We start from the raw sequence: 18,262 nt of genomic DNA on the forward strand, positions 1-18,262 counted from the left end.
TGACGGTAAACCGGATAAAATCAACCGGGAAGAGCTCCGCAAATGGTTTCAAAACGATATTTGCCGCACTCCTCACAGGGCAGGGGATAGTTGCCAGTAAAACAGGCAAGACAATAGTTATCTGACTGCATAACAGCATGCAACAGCCCGTCAACACTTAAATAATGTAAAGAATCCACATCAAGCCGTCTGATTATTTCCTCCAAGGAATGTGTGGCCGCAATCAATTCCCCCTTCGAGGAAAAATCTATGCCATAGTAACAGGGAAATTTTACAGGGGGGGAACTGATGCGGATATGCACTTCACGCGCGCCGAGTTCGCGCAGTTTTTTAACGCGCGTTATCATAGTTGTGCCGCGCACGATTGAATCATCAACTATACATATGCGCTTGCCGTGTATCATGGGACGCACGGGATTGATTTTAACACGAACTCCGAAATTGCGCATGCTCTGGCTTGGCTGAATAAAAGTGCGTCCAACATAATGATTGCGTATCATAGCGTGTTCGTAGGGCAACTCAACGCATTGGGCAAAACCCACTGCCGGATAAACGCCAGAATCCGGAAAAGGTAAAATAAAATCCACATCAGGCGCCGATTCACAGGCAAGCTGCCAACCCATGCGCTTGCGGCAAAGGTAGACCTGCTCGTCAAAGACATAGGAATCAGGCCGCGCAAAATAAATGAGCTCAAAAATACACTGACTGGGGCTCTGCGGCAACAGATCGCACAAGCGCTCGCTACGCTCGTCCCGTTCATCCACAATATACATCTCACCCGGCGCAATAGGACGTTGATACTCGGCTTCCAGCAAATCAAAGGCGCAGGTTTCCGAGGCGAAAACAGGGCTTGCGTCAAGACGCCCCAGCGCCAAAGGATGAAACCCCTGCGGATCACGGACAGCAATAAGGGTGGAACCGGAGAGCACAAGCAGACAATACGCGCCTCGCACTCTGGCGCACACCTCGCGCACGGCATTAGGCAACTCATGTTCTCGCAAAGCAAGGACAAGCAGATGCACGAACACCTCAGTATCATTGCTGGTGGAAAAAATGCTGCCCGCATTTTCCAGTTCGTCACGCAGAGCCTGCGTATTAATCAGATTGCCGTTGTGGGACACAGCAATGGTCTGACCTCTGTAACGGACTAGAAAGGGTTGGGCGTTGCGCAGTTCAGAAACGCCGGTGGTGGAGTAGCGTACATGCCCGATGGAAATACGGCCCTGCAGGCGGCGCAAATCCGCTTCAGAAAAGACATCAGGCACAAGGCCCATGCCTTTGTGTTCATATACCGTGTTGTTGTCTAGCGTGACAATGCCGGCGCTTTCTTGGCCCCTGTGCTGCTGGGCGTAAAGACCGAAATATGCAAGCCGCGCCGCGTCCTCATGGTCGTAAATGCCAAAAAGGCCGCATTCATGCCGTATCATAAAACTATCTCCAGCACACAACATGCTATTTAATTTTTTTCGCAAATGCGCAATGCGATTGTCTATGACGGCGCAGACACGCTGCAAGGCCATGAAAATTTTACCCAGCTCACTGTCCAGAAGTCTGCTGGGCGAGGTCGCACTTTCGAACGAGTGAACGTGATGTCATCGCCGCCCAAAGAGCTAATGTGAAAAGCAAACAAAACGGGACAGCGCCGACCGCAATATCAGTTCGCATCTCCCCGATCCATATCGGTGAAGCCGTCAACGACGATCTGCGACACATTTTCGTCATCGGCTTTTAGTATCTGACCACCCTCATCCACACGGTCAAAGCCCATAACGCACGCGCCGCCGTCCAGACGCACCAGCATAACACCCTGTGTTGCCCGCCCCATACTACGCACTTCGTCCACTCCTATGCGCACAACCTTGCTCGCTGAAGTGAGCAGCACAAGGCCGTCATTGTCCCGCACAGGCATGGCACCCAGCACTTTGCCTGTTTTTGCGGTTACCTTGAAATTGGCCACTCCCTTGCCACCACGCGACTGCAGACGGTACAAATCCACACTGGTACGCTTGCCATAACCGTTAGCAGAAATGGACATGATTTCCGTGCTCTGATCAGGCTCTTTCAGGACGACCACGGCCACCACGCAATCTTTTCTGCGCAAGGCAATGCCCTTGACACCCGTAGCCACACGGCCCAGCGGACGCAAATCACCGCAGGCAAAACGTATAGCAAGACCGTCGGCCGTAGCGAGTACAATATGGCTGTCCATGCGTATGGGGCGCACAGCCACAAGCTCATCGTCTTTCCGAAGCCCCACAGCCATGATGCCTGTTTTGCGGCAACGCGCATAGAGTGAAGCGGCGGAACATTTCACCATGCCGCGTCGCGTTACAAAGAGAAAATATTTGTCGTCGGCAAATTCGCGCAGGGCCAGCACCGTTGTGACCCATTCACCCTCTTCCAGCGGCAAAATGTTGTTAATGTGCACGCCCTTGGCCGTACGACTGCCATCGGGCACCTGATGTGCCTTGAGCTGGAGCATGCGTCCCCTGTTGGTAAACAGGCAAAGATATTGATGGTTTGTTGTAGTCAGAAATTCCTGTACATAATCGCCCTCAGAAATAAGCAGCGCGGTTATGCCCTTGCCGCCGCGCTTCTGCTGCTGGTAATTTTCAAGATTGGTACGCTTCATATAGCCGCGCCGAGAGAGCGTGATCACCACTTCTTCATCCGGTATCAAATCTTCAATATCAATGCCGGTCAACGCTTCTGTCAGGACTTCCGTGCGGCGCGGCGTAGCAAATGTTTCGCGTATTTCACGCAACTCCCGTTTGAGCTCGTTGCGGAGTACTTCCGGATTATCCAGCACAGATCTGAAAAATTCGATCTTGCCCAAAAGTTCATTATACTCATTTTGCAATTCTTCGCGTTGTAGGCCGGTAAGACGCTGCAGACGCATTTCCAGAATGGCTTTGGCCTGGACTTCAGAAAGAGAAAACGCGCGCATGAGGCTGAGACGGGCTTCCTCAGGGCTTGCAGAAGCGCGGATAAGCGCAACCACCGCGTCAATATTGTCTATGGCGATTTGCAGGCCTTCCAGTATATGCGCCCGCGCCTGCGCCTTTTCAAGATCAAAACGTGTGCGCCGTATAACCACTTCACGCCTGTGGTCGACAAAATGGCCCAAGGCAGTTTTGAGGGTCAGCAATTGAGGCCTGTTTTCCGCCACAGCCAGCATATTGATGCCGAAGCTTGTTTCCAGCGACGTGAATTTATACAGGGAATTGATGACAATATCGGCAATAACCCCGCGCTTCAAATCAATGACAATGCGAATGCCGTTGCGGTCAGATTCGTCACGCAAATCCGCAATGCCGTCAATTTTGCGGTCATTGACCAAAGCGGCGATTTTTTCCACAAGGCTTGATTTGTTCAGAGCAAAAGGAATTTCTTTAATAACAATAGACTGTGCGCCCTTTTTACGCTCTTCCAGCTCAACTCGACCACGCACTTTCACCGTGCCGCGGCCGGTGTGGTAGGCGTCCGAGAGGGCCTTGCCGGCATAGACAAAGCCATAGGTGGGGAAATCCGGCCCTTTGACGAATTCCATGAGATCGTCAACGCTGCATTGAGGGTTATCAAGCAGCAGTTGCAACGCGCCGCACAATTCCCCCAGATTGTGAGGGGGAATCTTGGTGGCCATGCCCACGGCAATTCCGGAAGAACCGTTAAGCAACAGATTGGGAACCTTGGTCGGCAAAACAGAGGGCTCCAGCAGGGTGTTGTCGTAATTCGGTCTGAAATCCACCGCGTCCTTGTCAAGGTCGTTCAAAAATTCCTGGGCAAGGCGCGACATACGCACCTCAGTATAGCGCATTGCCGCCGGGGCGTCGCCATCCACAGAACCAAAATTCCCCTGACCGTCAACCAGAGGGTCGCGCATGGAAAAATCCTGGGCCATGCGCACTAGGGCGTCATAAACTGCGGAATCGCCGTGCGGGTGATATTTGCCTATCACATCACCCACAATACGCGCAGATTTTTTATGCGGCCGGTTATAGTTGTTGGCGAGTTCATGTTGGGCAAACATAATGCGCCGGTGTACAGGCTTCAGTCCGTCGCGTGCGTCCGGAATGGCGCGTCCGATAATGACCGAGAGCGAATACTCCAGATAGGATTTGCGAAGTTCTTTTTCTATGCTGACTTGCGGTTTGTCTGACACGTTTTCCTCGAAATGCTGAAAATATCAAATGTAGATGTGGGATGCTGGCGATGCTAAATATCCAGATCTTGAACCGCCAGAGCATTACGTTCAATAAAAATACGGCGCGGCTCAACGCGATCGCCCATTAATTCAACAAAAGCGTCGGAAGCCTCATTGGCGTCTTCCACAGAAACCTGCAGAAGCACACGATGTTGCGGATTCATAGTCGTTTCCCAAAGCTGGTCGGGGTTCATTTCGCCAAGGCCCTTATAGCGCTGAATGTTAATGCCCTTGCGGGCTTCGTCCAGCACAAGACGCAACAGCGTAAAAACATCCTGCGCCTTTGTTTCTCCCTCCTTGCGGCGCATGCCAAATGCAAGGCCGCCGCACGCATCGCGCAGATCGGCAAATGTTTGCCAAGCCTGTTTATACATGCGTGACGTAAAAAATTCCATGCCGCGCCGCGTTTGATGAGTGCCGGCATTTTCAAAAACGGCGAACAGTCGCTCTTCATCATCTTCCTCACTACGTTCGCGCTCCAGCGTCAGCTGATAACCGCTTTCCTCAAGCCAAGCTATGAATTCACTGTTCTGATCTTCCAGCATGCCGGCTTCCACCCGCACAGGGTAAGTGGTTAGAGCCAGGAAAAGATTGCGTGGAACACCGGCTATTTCCGCGTCCGCAGCGCGTGCCTCCAATTTTTCTATCTGCCGCATCAAGGCGACAAGATCAGTGCCGGTAAACAGCTTGCCGTTGCGTGCAACCGCGCTTACATCATCGCTGACGCGCGTCAATAAAAACGCGTTCAATTCAGCGTCGTCCTTTATAAATTTTTCCATACGCGAATTGTGCACGCGGTAAAGCGGCGGCTGCGCGATATACACAAAACCGCGTTCCACCATTTCTTGATACTGACGAAAAAAGAAGGTCAAAAGCAAGGTGCGTATGTGCGCGCCATCCACGTCAGCATCTGTCATAATAATGATTTTATGATAACGCAGCTTGTTCAAATCTGTGTCATCCTGGCCGATGCCAGCGCCCATTGCCGTGATAAGGGCTTTAACTTCCTTGTTGGCCAGCATGCGGTCAAAACGGGTGCGTTCAGTATTTAAAATTTTGCCGCGCAGAGGAAGAATAGCCTGATTTTTTGGGTTACGTCCCTGTTTTGCCGAACCACCGGCTGAATCGCCCTCAACAATAAACAGTTCCGATCCCTGTGGATCTTTGCTCTGACAATCAGCGAGTTTGCCGGGTAGAGCGTTGTCTGAAAGCACTCCTTTGCGCCGCACAAGTTCCTTTGCCCGACGCGCCGCATCGCGCGCGCGCGCGGCGTCCACTGCCTTGTCAATAATTAATCTGATATCCTTAGGGTTTTCCTCAAAATATACATTCAAACGGTCGTACACTACATTTGCCACAAGACCCGCAATTTCACTGTTGCCGAGTTTTGTTTTTGTCTGTCCTTCAAACTGCGGCTGCGGTAATTTCACACTGATAACCGAGACAAGCCCTTCGCGTACATCGTCGCCGGACAGCGCCACGCCTTTCAGTTTCTTTGTCAGATCCGGCTGGTTTTTTACATATGCATTGATGGCGCGCGTCAAGGCCGTGCGAAAGCCAACAAGATGCGTACCGCCTTCCTTCGTACGGATATTGTTGGCAAAAGTAAGAATATTTTCTTTGTAACCTGCGTTATATTGCAGAGCAAACTCCACCGTCACGTTGTCCAGCACTCCTTCACCGGCAATAATGGGATGAACGCCCTGTTCGCATGAATTAAGATAATCCACAAACTGGCGTATGCCGCCATCTGCATGAAAAGTATGAATTTCGCTTGTGCGTTCGTCCACGCATTCGATATTCAGACCCTTATTGAGATAGGCGAGTTCCTCAAAACGCTTTTTCAGAGTTTCATAAGAAAATTCAAGAATTTCAAATAGTTCTTCATCCGGTTTGAACCTAACTGTTGTGCCATGGCCGTCAACATCTTCACCTATCACGCTCAGTTGATCCTGCGGCACGCCCCGCGCGTAATGCTGACGGTAACGCTTGCCGTCCCGGCGCACAGTAACAGTCAATGTTTCAGAAAGAGCGTTCACACAGGAAACACCGACACCGTGCAGTCCGCCGGAAACCTTGTAGCTTGCATTGTCAAACTTGCCGCCGGCATGCAGTTTTGTCATCACTACCTGCACAGCAGGCACGCCTTCCTTTGGATGTATGTCTACAGGTATGCCGCGTCCATCATCACGCACGGTAACGCTGTTGTCGGCGTGCAGCATGACCGTAATACGCGAACAAAAACCGGCCATGGCCTCATCAATGGAATTATCCACCACTTCATATACAAGATGATGCAGACCACGCGCGTCTGTTGAGCCGACATACATTGCCGGACGTTTGCGCACGGCGGAAAGCCCTTCCAGAACGGTGATGGAAGCGGCATTGTACGCTCCGCTATCAGAATATTCCTCTGTCATCAAACTTCTTCCTCGCTGTAATACACATCATCAAGAATTTTCATCGGCATAATAATAACTGTATAATCGCCATCTTCTACACCGCGAACGCCGCATGGGCCTTCCGCACTCGTCATTATCAATTCTACCTTTTCTGAAACAAAATGCCCAAGCACATCCACAAGATTACGCGTGGGAAAGGCTATCCGTGCGATATCTCCTTTGAAAGTCACTTCCAGACTTTCACTGGCTGAACCGGTATCCTGCCCCTGGGCTGTCATTTGTACTTCATTTTCCATGAAATCCATATAGGTGGAACGGTCGCTTTCCGTATTAAAAATCAAAATACGGCTCAAAGCCTCCATGCCTTCCTTGCGGTCCACGGTAACAAGACTTGCGTTTTCATCAGAAAGTTTTGCTATAAAAATAGTGTAGTCAGGGTATGCATATGTGGCACGCGGCAGACTTAACATTTCTTTACCGTCCATAGTGCGCAAACACAGACGGTTGTCTGTGAAATTAAATTCTATGTCGTCCGCGCCAAGCCATTTTTTCACATCCTGCAAATATTTTTTATAAATCAAAATGCCTTGTTCCGGCAAACGCGTCGCCAAATCATCATGAAGAAAAGAAACAAGCGCAAGCTGATGCCCGTTCAAGCCGCACACATCTATGCGCCCGTTGCCAACCGGCTTCATGTACAGGCAGGCAAGTCCCTCATCGTTACTATCTTCAATGCAAAAATCCACCCTTTCCAGTAATTCCCGCAAAAAATCACCGGACCAGGCAACGGCGTTTTCTTCCGGAAAAACAACAAAATTTTGAAACCATTCCGCATTGTTAACAGGAAGCTTATACACGCGCCTGCCCTGTTCCATTAGCAAATTTCCGGCATTATTATCAAGGGTTATGCTTATTTTTCCTGGAGGAAGCTGACGCACAAGATCAACAAAAGCTCGTCCCTGCACGCCGATAATCCCCGTTTCAGAAACATCCGCAGGATATCGGCCTGTAAATTCAATATCGGCGTTTGTAGACATGACAAAAAGACTGTCATGTTCGGCCTTGAGCCATAAAGACCGCAAATATGCAGTGCCTGTTTTGGCAGGAATAATTGCCCCGGCTTTTTGCAGACCCTCAATAATTTCTTCTTTGTTAACTGTAAATTTCATAGTATTTTTCCTTATTATTATTGTGTGTTTTTTTGTTCCTTACATTAATAGCATACTGAAATTAAAAAGAAATTTATGGCGGTTCAAGGTGAAAGCAAGTAACGTCGCGCACAAAAGGCCATATTTTTTCAGAGTAAGCTCCTTTTATTGTAAATTTTGTTCCATTTCTGTGACAATTTTGTTCACATCTTTGTTCGCAGGGATAATTTTTTTAATTTTATTTACAGCATAGATGACGGTACTGTGATCTCTGCCTTCAAATGCCTGTCCGATTTCCTCATAGGAAAGGTGTAATTTTTGTCTGCAGAGATACATGGCTGTTTGTCGCGCAGTGACAATATCCGGACGGCGTTTTTCGCTCAAAATGTCGTCAGCCCGCAGATTGAAGGCATGGGCCACTTTGTTTAGTATTTTTTGACAATTGATAGGTTTGTATATTCCGCCTGTATGGACGATGTTTTCCATATCCGCCACTGTGGGGGTTTTTTTGTGAATGCTGATAAAGGCTTTTATTTTCAGCAGAAAACCTTGCAAAAGGCGAAAGCCTGTGCAACGTTGTGCGAGAAAAAGACACTGTTCACGGCTTAAGTTTATTTTTTTTTGCTTGCACAGCGCGCGCGTATAACGCAAGCGTACTTCCATGTCAGGTTCAGTCAATTCCATAACAATGCCGCATTCTAGACGCGAACATAGCCGTTCTTCCAGCAATTTCAGAATGCCTGCCCTGCCGGAGCAGGCAATGGCGATCTGCCTGCCCTGCCCTTCCGTGTAGTTGGGGCAGGACTCGAGCAGAACAGTTAAAATATGCTGGTATTTTTTTTGTTCTGTGATCTCCTGCAGATCGTCTAGTAACAGCGCGCTGCATTGTCGCCAGAAAATTTCTGGGCGCATTGCCCAGTGTGTATTTTCAGAGCAAAACCGCGCAGCATTGCTGTAAATGATTTGTCCGGGCAGGCTTTTTTGTTTAAAAACTGTGGACAGCGTTTGTAGAAGGTGGCTTTTGCCGACACCTACAGGTCCGCAGACCGTAAAGGGGTTATAGGCTTCTCCGGGATTGCTGTTGGCTATTTCTGTGATTGCAGCCAAAGGGAAAGCGTTTTTTGCATTACATAAAAATGTGTCAAACGGATTTTTTTCATTGCTGTCTGATGTGTCTGTCAACATAAGTATATGTGGCTGCTGCCTGTGTTTGGTTTTGTAAAGTAAAAAATGTTTTTACTCTTTTTTTTTTTTGGAAACAAGTCTTGCTGTGTTTGTGTCGTTGTAGTCAACCTTCTGGTTTTGCGTGCATTGCTGTCAGATGGACATGAGGCTTTGTTACGAATATAGTAGATTTTAATGAGAAGGCCTTTAATTTCCCCCCCCCTGCTTTTTTTTCTTGCGGGTTTATTTTTTTTTGTGTCTGCAGGTCAAAATTCAGCTTTTGAAACAAGCTGGGAACCAGCTGTCAGAGAAGTTCAACTGTCTGATTTTGTTCCGCCAACAACGGTGAAACAAGATAATGCGAAACAAACCGTCCTTGCGGTCAAATCTGTAAACAAGCCAACACCGCAAAGCGGCAACGAAGCCATTGTCAAAGGTGTTGTGGAAAAAGGCGACACTGTTGGCAAAATTCTGGAAGAAACGGCCGGCAAAAATGTGTACCCATATATAAGCGCGGCGCGTCAGGTTTTTCCCCCGCTGGCGTTTCGTGAAGGGCGTTCCTATGTTGTCGTTACAGATGCGGCCACCGGCCTCGTCAAACGTTTTGAGTATGAAATAGACATGCGCCGCCGTCTGGTGGTCGAAGGCCTTGAAAACCCTGTGGCGCGGGTGGAAGCTATAGAATATGTTACTTTGCTTTCTGTTGTTGAAGCCGTTATCAATGACAATCTTTTTCAGGCCGTGGCCGATGTTGGTGAAAGCCCTCAGCTCGCCTTACAGATTGCGGAACTTTTCGGAGCTGAAATAAATTTTATACGTGATCTTCAGGAAGGAGATTCTTTTGCCGTTCTGCTTGAAAAACGCTGGCGTGAAGGCGAATACAGGGGTTATGGCCGCATTTTGGCAGCCACTTTCATCAATCAGGGCAAACTGTTTGAAGCTTTTCTTTTCCGCGACGGGAACAACAGAGCTCAGTATTACAACCACAAAGGGGAAAATTTGCGTAAAACCTTGCTACAGGCGCCTTTGGCGTTTACCCGCATAACTTCACGATTTACCATGCACCGCAGACATCCCATTCTTGGGGTGAACCGCCCGCATGAAGGTGTGGATTACGCCGCTCCGACCGGTACGCCCGTCAAAGCCGTTGGTGATGGCACTGTTGTGCAAAAGGCTTGGTCCGGCGGGTATGGTAATCAGATTATCATCAAGCATATGGCCGGGCTGGAATCCATGTATGGCCATCTTTCCGGCTATGCCAGGGGACTGCAAACAGGGTTGCACGTGCGGCAGGGCCAGGTGATAGGCTTTGTGGGAAGTACGGGCCTGGCGACAGGCCCGCACCTGGATTTCCGCTTGCGACAAGGCGGCAGATTTATCAACCCTGTCAAAGCTGTCAACCCGCGCGGCGAGCCTGTTTCTGCAGCGCGTAAAGGCGAATTTGAAAAAACGGCGGCCGAAGAGCTGGCTTTGTTGAACGGCGCAAAGCCGCTGGCCGGATATACGATCGAGAGCCTTGTGCCGGAGCGTTTTGAGGTGCACAGGAAGGCCACGTCTGACGAAGGTTCATACAAGTCCGAGCGTAAAACAAAACGCCGACATAAAACAAATTGACATCTGCTGGCGTCGCTTATGTTAGCGATATAAACTCTTGTTGCGGTCATTTTGTGTGGGCAGCTACGCCCAACAACGTCTTTTGCCGTATCAAGGTAAGGTGCGGTGCCTACATCCGGTCGTGTTGAAGACCGCCATCGCCAGCCCAATGGCTTGTGTTCGGGCATGTGAAGTCGTTCATCAGTTGTGGCATGGTTGTTTTATTGCGTGTTCCACATGTGGATTCCTCAGAATGGAAGCATGGTTCATGCAGAAAATAAGAGCGTGTTGCATTTTTTGCTTTTTAACCAGTGAGGGATATTTTGGCCGCAAAGGCCGCCGCGCCGAATCCGTTGTCAATATTTACCACAGCAACGCCGGGCACGCATGTGCACAGCATGGTTGAGAGAGCCGCAAAGCCGTCCGCGCCCACACCGTATCCTGTAGATGTCGGCACGGCTATCACCGGAGCTTTTGTCAGCCCCGCCAGCACGCCGGGCAGCGCTCCTTCCATGCCGGCCACAGCAATAACGGCCTTTGCCTTGCGTAGCGCCGCAATATGCGGCGTGAGCCGGTGCAGGCCAGCTACGCCCACATCCGTCACAAGGCCTGCATTCCGGTTTAAAAATGCCAGAGAACCGAAGGCTTCCAGCGCCACAGGCATGTCTGACGCACCGGCTGAAACAATCAGTATGTCGCCACTCTGCGGCCAGGGGGGCGGTATGGCGTTGGCAAAGCGCGCCGGGGCGTTGACTGCAAAAAGGCCGGCTTGAGGCCAATAATCTCCCTCAGGAAAGCGCGACGTCAGGCTCAGCCCCTGTGCCGCGCTGACGCGGCTTGCGAGAGCCGGGCCGGCAAGGGAAAGACCCTCTACTGCGGCCAAAAGCATGTCTTCGCTTTTGCCTTGCGCAAAAACCACTTCTCCGATGCCGGTGCGCGTTCCGCGCTCCGGGTCAAGCGTGATGCCGGTTGTAAGTTCGGCCAGCGTGGCGCGCACGCTGTCGACGTATGTCTGTTCCAGAGCTTCGTCCGGTGAAAGACTGCCCTCAGCCGTCAGAGTGAGTATACGGCGCAGAACGTTTTTTTCCATGCCCTCTCTCGTAGTATGCGCACAGCAAAATGTAAACAGTTTTTCGCTGTTCACGAGTGAGATAAGATGTTACGGGATATATTGAAAGGAAAAGTGCAACAGCGTTACACTCAGACTGCTGACAAAGTCCCTATTTTACCCGACAGGGATTTTTTTCTAGCCATAGTCTTTGTGTTAGGCAATAGTATGCAAAAAGAAGCAACAATCCTTGTCCCAAGGTAAAGCACGCATAGTCTGTTTGCTTATCCTTGACGTGCTTGTGTACTGGTGTGAGAGAGTATTTCCGCTTCTTGAATGGCGATTATTTTCCTTTGAAGAAAAGCATATATTACTTCTGGGGGATGTCTGCTTATTTACGGATAAGTTCTGAGTCTGATGGAAAGAGCCGTTTGCGTAGAGCCAAAATTTAGATACGTTGCCTTGGCGGCATTCCATAGTCATCTTGACAGGGGCAGTGCGCTTGTGCACAATTTTTTGCAAATTCCCGTATGATTCGAGAAGGGTTATTGCATCCGGCGCAATTATTTTGCAGGGAGTATGCAGAGGCAGAGAAGTTATGCCGATAGACTCATTGATAACTGCGCCGCGCAAGCTCGCACCCTGTATTGTCCTCATCGGGATGGCAGGTGCCGGTAAATCTACTGTGGGGGAGGCGATCGCGCGTGCGCTGGACTGGGCTTTTCTGGACAGCGACTCCATAATAGAAGCTATATACGGCGCGCGGCTGCAGACAATAGCCGATGCGCTCGGCAAGGACGCCTTTATTGACGCCGAATGCGAGATAATCCGCTCTCTGCGTATTAACCGCACCGTCATCGCCACCGGCGGCAGCGTGGTTTACAGAGATGCCGCCATGCGCCACCTGACTGCTCTCGGGCCGCTTGTGTATCTTGACGCGCCCTTTGTCGTCATAGAAAAACGCGTTGCTGCCAAACCCGACCGCGGACTCGCTATTGCGCCGGGAGAGTCGCTGGCCGACCTTTTTTATGAACGCGCAGATCTGTATAACGCTTGGGCGCCGTTTCACTGCGCAGTGCATGCAGACAGCCCCGGGGAATGCGCCAGGCGCATTATCAGGGATCTGCCTCCGGAAGTGGTGCGGGGATAGCGGCCGCCCCCAGGTATCATTGCCCTAGAATTGCCAGGTTTTGCCGTCAAAGTTGATCAGTTCTGTGATGTTGCGCTTACCCACCTGTTTGCAGGGCGCGGAAAGGGCTGCATTTTTATTGGGGCCGCGGCATTCGTATATGTTCTCCTGATACCGTATGGCGCCCACATAATGCCCGGCGTTCGTTCCGGGGCGCATTTCCATGGCGACGTTTACAATGTCCACTTCAATATAAGCGGCCACATACTCTTCGCCCTCCATCTTTACTTCTTTGGAAGATTTGTGGGGCATGACGGTTCTGGCCGCCTGGGCTGTCAGCTTGTGTGCCGTCACTTCTAGAGCGGCACGAATTTCCGCCTCTGTTTTGGCAGACGTTTTTGTGGCTTTGTGGGCTTTTGGGGGTGTTTCGGGCGCCGGCGTGGGTTTTACCGCAGCGCTGCCCAGCGCTGCGGCAGTTTTTGGTGCGTCAGCGTCATTGGCGCCGGAAGAGACACAGCCGGTCACAAGAGCAAAGCTGAGAAGAATCAGAAATAGAAAATTGCGCATGGCGTTCCTCAACCGCGCCGGTAACCACTTAGTCGAAGGAAACTTCGGTGCGGCGGTTCATGTGGCGGCCTTCTTCAGTCTTGTTGTCGTACTTGTAGGATTTGCCCTTGCCGATGACGGTCAAGCGGCTTGAAGGAACATCCTGTTTGGACAGATAGCCATTCACGGCGCTGGCGCGGTTTTGCGAGAGCTTCTGGTTGTAAGCGTCGGATCCAATGTAGTCTGTCCAGCCGGTCAGACGCACCTGTCTGTTAGGGTTGGCCTTGATGAGAGATGCGGCTTCGTTCAGAATGGCGATGGCCTTGTTGTCCAATGTGTAGGCATTAAAAGCAAAGTTTACGCCACGCAGCACGATGACGTCCGCGTCACGGCAGAAGACGGAAAGAACAAAGCGTTCCACAGCGGCATCGCTTGTGGCCAGTTCTTCAGCGCGCACCAGCACGCTTGACGGATTCATGGCCGCTATGGCCTTGACGGTGGCTTCGCCGTTTTTCGTGTCAGCCAAAGAAATGATGTGAATAACAAGATTGCGCTGGCTCGCATACACCTGACGGGCCACTTCAACCAGATCCGTGCCGCGGTTGTTGTCGCCGTCGGTCACGAGAATGAGAGCGGCGTCGCGCTTTATGCTGGAGAGAAAGGGTTCATACTTCTGGATGCTGTCGCCCATTGTGGTCATGCGTCCGAAAATTTGGAACCCGGAACGCAGCTTTTTGATGCCGGCCGCCAAAGAAGTGCGATCCCACTGGCCTTGGGGAATCAGTGTGCTGTTGGGCGACATGGTGTGCAGGCCGCCGTTGTAATCCAGCGCAGGAATGGCCGCGTTGACGCGCGTGAGCGCGGTTTTGGCCACAATGATTTTATCCTGTTTCAACTGCTTGTGCTGCACCATCATGGAACCGGAATAGTCCACGACAAAATCAAAGCTTTCAATTTTTTTGTTGCACAACGGGGCTGCGGCCGCGACGGCGGCATAGCCTAAAACAAGAGCCGTAGCAAGAACAAGAAGATGAAAAGATTTCATACTGCCTCCCAAGGTGTGTGGTTTGTGGATATTTTTACCAGCTAGCCGTATTGCCTTATCCGGCAGAAACAACATAAATGCCAATATCTTCATATTTGTCATATTCGTCTTCCAAACAAATTGCAAGACATAATTGCACGGCATCCAGAGCATGTATAGACCCGCCTCCTGCGTCAAGGATTTTTTGAACTGACGGTATCGAATGCTATCCATAGTATTCTGCATCATTGCAGGGAATTTTCCAGGTGCCATGTTGATATCCGCACTATGGCTCCCAATCAATCGACAGGTCTTTTGAAGATATTTGCCCTCGGTCTGGGTTTCCCAGATGATCCGACCGTAGTTCATCAAACCCCGATTCGCATTGGTATGGACGTAAAATCACTCCGCTGGCTTAAGGGTCGCGATAACTCGAGAGGTTACAAGATGTTGCCTTCACTGTAAGATAGCCTGAAAATCTCCACTGAATTCATTCCATTTTATTGATCAATTCCGTCATATTCCGCTCATATTTTTTTGCGGCTCAGCTTCTTGTTGGAGATTTTGCGTCACTTGTCGTCAGCCAGAAAAACTTGAAAGCGTTCTTGGCAATGTCCAGTCCGATGAACTATGCTCTATTCATGACCTGCCGCCATATTTTGGCGCCCATTATAATTGGGAGCCATAGTGCGGATATCAACATGGCACCTGGAAAATTCCCTGCAATGATGCAGAATACTATGGATAGCATTCGATACCGTCAGTTCAAAGATTCTTGACTCGGGGGCGGCTAATACCTTGGGCGCTTCAGATGCACGCATTGACAGGCAATCGGTAATAAGATATACTGATTAATTATAGCTTAAATAAATATATTAGTCAGGTTATGGTGGGGCATGTTTACAAATCGCGGCAAGGCGCTGACCTTTGACGATATTCTGCTTGTCCCAAGGCATTCTGAAATAACTCCCGACGCGGTGGACATCAACACTTGGCTCACCCCTTCCATTCCGTTGCGCATTCCGCTGCTCTCCGCCGCCATGGACACCGTGACGGAATCGGCCATGGCTATCTCTATGGCGCGCATGGGAGGTATAGGCATCATTCATAAAAATATGTCTGTGGAAAAACAGCGGATTGAAGTCGAACGGGTGAAAAAAAGCGAAAGCGGCATGATTCTTGACCCGGTGACGATTGCTTCGCACAGCTCCGTTCAAGAGGCGCTGGAAGTCATGGCCGATTTCCACATTTCCGGCCTGCCCGTGGTGGACGATGACTGCCTTGTGGGCATTCTCACAAACAGGGACGTCCGTTTTGTGGAAGACGCCCAGGCAGTGCGTGTGGCCGACGTAATGACCAGTTCCAAACTTGTCACCGTGCCTATGGGCACCTCGCTGGAAAACGCCAAGCGCCACCTGCACGAACACCGCATAGAAAAACTGCTTGTCGTGGATGAAAACAAGCGCCTGCGCGGCCTGATCACAATGAAAGACATAGACAAGGTGCAAAAATACCCCAACGCTTGCAAAGACGACAAGGGCCGCCTGCGCGTCGGTGCCGCCATAGGCATCGGCAGGGACAGTGAACAGCGGGCCGGACAGCTTCTGGAAGCCGGGGCCGACGTACTGGTGCTTGATTCCGCCCACGGGCATTCCCTGAATGTGCTGAACGCCATCCGCGCTGTCAAGGCGAGCTTTCCCCGTTGCGAGCTTGTCGCAGGTAATGTGGCAACGTATGAAGGCGCGCGCGCCATTTTAGAGGCCGGGGCCGACAGCGTGAAAGTGGGCATCGGGCCAGGCTCCATCTGCACAACGCGCATTGTGGCCGGCGTGGGCGTGCCGCAGGTAACGGCAGTGATGGACGCAAGCCGCGCCGCGCGAGAGATGAACTGCTGCTGCGTGGCTGACGGCGGCGTCAAGTTTTCCGGCGATATTGTCAAGGCACTGGTCATGGGCGCGCATTCGGTGATGATAGGCTCGCTGTTTGCCGGCACAGAAGAGAGCCCCGGCGAAATCATTCTCTACCAAGGGCGCACCTATAAAATTTATCGCGGCATGGGCTCCATTGACGCCATGAAAGAGGGAAGCAGCGACCGTTACTTTCAGGAACGCAGCAAAAAGCTGGTGCCTGAAGGCATTGTGGGCCGCGTGCCTTACCGTGGGCCGGTTATGGAAGCCGTGTATCAGCTGACGGGCGGCCTCAGGTCCGGTATGGGCTATGTGGGGGCAAAAAATCTGGAAGACCTTTTCCACAACACCACGTTCTGCGAAATTTCCGCCGCAGGCTTGCGGGAAAGCCACGTCCACGACGTCATCATCACTAAGGAAGCCCCCAATTACCGCATAGACAACTAGCGTTCTGAACGCCTGTTGCACAATGACCAAAGGCGATTGCAGCAAGTTATAATGCGTCAAAAGCACGTTGTGCGCAACGTGATGCATCAGGGGATGCGGCCATGCCCCACAGCAAAGTTGTTATTATCGACTACGGTTCCCAAGTCACCCAGCTTATCGCCCGTAGGGTGCGTGAGGCCGGGGTGTATTCCGAGATACATTCCTGCGTGACAGGTGCAACGGAAGTGGCCGCGATGAAGCCCACCGCCATTATCCTGTCCGGCGGGCCAGCCAGCGTGGGGGAAGAAGCCGCCCCCGTGTTTGACCCTGGCCTGCTCGCGCTGAATGTGCCCATTCTCGGCATTTGCTACGGCATGCAGCTCCTGGCGCAACATCTGGGGGGCGAACTGGTCATATCCCTGACAAGGGAGTACGGTCCGGCGGACATGCATTTTAAAGCGCCCTGCGCGCTTTGGGATGGGATCAGCGTCGCCAGTTCCACCCGTGTCTGGATGAGCCACGGCGACAAGGTGCTTGTGCCGCCGCCTGGCTTTGTGGTGACGGGCAGTACGTCCACACTGGAAGTCGCGGCCATCGCCGACGAGAACCGCAAAATTTACGCCGTGCAGTTTCATCCTGAAGTGCACCACAGTGCTGACGGCGATCGCATGTTGCGTAATTTCCTATTCCGGGCGGCACGGCTCGTACCGGACTGGACAATGGCTTCTTTTGTGGACAGTGTCGTCAGGGAAATGGCTGAACGCGTCGGCGACAGGCATGTGATCTGCGCTCTTTCCGGCGGCATCGACTCCACAGTGGCGGCTGTGCTGCTCAACCGCGCTATAGGCAACCGGCTGCACTGCATTTTTGTGGACAACGGGCTCTTGCGCCTTGGCGAAGGCAAGGAAATCATTGCTTACCTGTGCGGGCATTTTGACATAAATCTCACTTTTGTGCAGGCGCAGGAGCGCTTTCTCTCCCGTCTGAAAGGAGTGAAAGAGCCGGAGCAAAAGCGTAAAATCATCGGCCGTGCTTTTATTGAAATTTTTGACGAGGAAGCCAGAAAACTGCCGAAGGCGGATTTTCTGGCGCAGGGCACACTGTACCCGGATGTTATTGAATCCGTGTCGCGTAAGGGGCCAAGCGCGGTTATCAAAAGCCACCATAACGTCGGCGGCCTGCCAGAAACCATGAAGCTCAAACTTATTGAGCCACTGCGCGAACTTTTCAAGGACGAGGTGCGCAGGGTGGCGGCGGAACTCGGCATGCCGGACTTTATCGTCCATCGGCATCCCTTCCCCGGTCCTGGCCTTGCCATTCGCGTGCTCGGCGAAGTGACGGAAGAGCGTCTTGCCGTGCTGCGCCGCGCGGACGACATCGTGCAGCAGGAACTGCGCGACTCAGGCTGGTACCGTAAGGTCTGGCAGGGCTTTGCCGTACTTTTGCCCCTGCGCACGGTGGGCGTTATGGGCGATGGCCGTACGTATGAGCATGTTGTGGCCCTGCGCGTGGTAGACAGCGTGGACGCCATGACGGCGGACTGGGCGCGCCTGCCGCCGGAGCTTATTGGGCGCATTTCATCAAGAATCATCAATGAGGTCAAGGGGATCAACCGTGTTGTCTATGACGTGTCCCCCAAGCCACCAAGCACTATCGAGTGGGAGTGAAAGG

12 protein-coding genes are annotated in these 18,262 nt (G+C 51.6%); 4 read left to right on the forward strand and 8 right to left on the reverse strand.

Annotated elements, in window-relative coordinates; all coding sequences use genetic code 11:
* Window positions 1–20 precede the first annotated feature (20 nt).
* The 5 genes from purF to RSDT_RS06225 form a co-directional block, all read right to left on the reverse strand.
* On the reverse strand, window positions 21–1,427 hold the full coding sequence (gene purF / locus RSDT_RS06205; protein WP_096400605.1) for an amidophosphoribosyltransferase: 1,407 nt from the start codon (window positions 1,425–1,427) through the stop codon (window positions 21–23).
* A 227-nt stretch (window positions 1,428–1,654) separates the two neighbouring features.
* Window positions 1,655–4,162, reverse strand: coding sequence for a DNA gyrase subunit A (gyrA, locus tag RSDT_RS06210; RefSeq protein ID WP_096400071.1), 2,508 nt, complete (start codon window positions 4,160–4,162; stop codon window positions 1,655–1,657).
* Between the two features lie 53 nt (window positions 4,163–4,215).
* Window positions 4,216–6,624: a DNA topoisomerase (ATP-hydrolyzing) subunit B gene (gene gyrB, locus RSDT_RS06215; protein WP_096400073.1), complete on the reverse strand. Its 2,409-nt coding sequence runs from the start codon at window positions 6,622–6,624 to the stop codon at window positions 4,216–4,218.
* Window positions 6,624–7,775, reverse strand: a complete 1,152-nt coding sequence (gene dnaN, locus RSDT_RS06220; RefSeq protein WP_096400075.1) for a DNA polymerase III subunit beta — start codon at window positions 7,773–7,775, stop codon at window positions 6,624–6,626. Before dnaN ends, gyrB begins: the two co-directional genes overlap by 1 nt.
* A gap of 144 nt (window positions 7,776–7,919) precedes the next feature.
* Window positions 7,920–8,939 (reverse strand): helix-turn-helix domain-containing protein, encoded by a 1,020-nt coding sequence (locus RSDT_RS06225; RefSeq protein ID WP_096400077.1) that lies wholly within the window; start codon window positions 8,937–8,939, stop codon window positions 7,920–7,922.
* Between the two features lie 324 nt (window positions 8,940–9,263).
* Between RSDT_RS06225 and RSDT_RS06230 the strand changes: the two genes are divergently transcribed.
* Window positions 9,264–10,532, forward strand: coding sequence for a M23 family metallopeptidase (locus RSDT_RS06230; protein WP_231941831.1), 1,269 nt, complete (start codon window positions 9,264–9,266; stop codon window positions 10,530–10,532).
* A 283-nt stretch (window positions 10,533–10,815) separates the two neighbouring features.
* Here RSDT_RS06230 and larB read toward each other — a convergent pair whose 3' ends face one another.
* Complete coding sequence (larB, locus tag RSDT_RS06235) at window positions 10,816–11,601, reverse strand: nickel pincer cofactor biosynthesis protein LarB (protein WP_096400081.1); 786 nt, start codon at window positions 11,599–11,601, stop codon at window positions 10,816–10,818.
* Between the two features lie 556 nt (window positions 11,602–12,157).
* On the opposite strand from larB, the gene thrB reads away from it, so the two are divergent.
* Window positions 12,158–12,709: a homoserine kinase gene (gene thrB, locus RSDT_RS06240; RefSeq protein ID WP_096400083.1), complete on the forward strand. Its 552-nt coding sequence runs from the start codon at window positions 12,158–12,160 to the stop codon at window positions 12,707–12,709.
* Between the two features lie 24 nt (window positions 12,710–12,733).
* Here thrB and RSDT_RS06245 read toward each other — a convergent pair whose 3' ends face one another.
* Together RSDT_RS06245 and RSDT_RS06250 are read right to left on the reverse strand one after the other, a co-directional pair.
* On the reverse strand, window positions 12,734–13,255 hold the full coding sequence (locus tag RSDT_RS06245) for a translation initiation factor 2 (protein WP_096400085.1): 522 nt from the start codon (window positions 13,253–13,255) through the stop codon (window positions 12,734–12,736).
* 28 nt (window positions 13,256–13,283) lie between these two features.
* Window positions 13,284–14,279 (reverse strand): OmpA family protein, encoded by a 996-nt coding sequence (locus RSDT_RS06250; RefSeq protein WP_096400607.1) that lies wholly within the window; start codon window positions 14,277–14,279, stop codon window positions 13,284–13,286.
* Between the two features lie 875 nt (window positions 14,280–15,154).
* Here RSDT_RS06250 and guaB point away from each other — a divergent pair.
* Together guaB and guaA are read left to right on the forward strand one after the other, a co-directional pair.
* Window positions 15,155–16,612, forward strand: coding sequence for an IMP dehydrogenase (gene guaB / locus RSDT_RS06255; protein WP_096400087.1), 1,458 nt, complete (start codon window positions 15,155–15,157; stop codon window positions 16,610–16,612).
* A 101-nt stretch (window positions 16,613–16,713) separates the two neighbouring features.
* Entirely contained in the window at window positions 16,714–18,258 is a 1,545-nt protein-coding gene (guaA, locus tag RSDT_RS06260) for a glutamine-hydrolyzing GMP synthase (RefSeq protein ID WP_096400089.1), read from the forward strand.
* Window positions 18,259–18,262 lie beyond the last annotated feature (4 nt).

The organism is Candidatus Desulfovibrio trichonymphae, assembly GCF_002355955.1.
Lineage (GTDB): Bacteria > Desulfobacterota > Desulfovibrionia > Desulfovibrionales > Desulfovibrionaceae > Desulfovibrio > Desulfovibrio trichonymphae.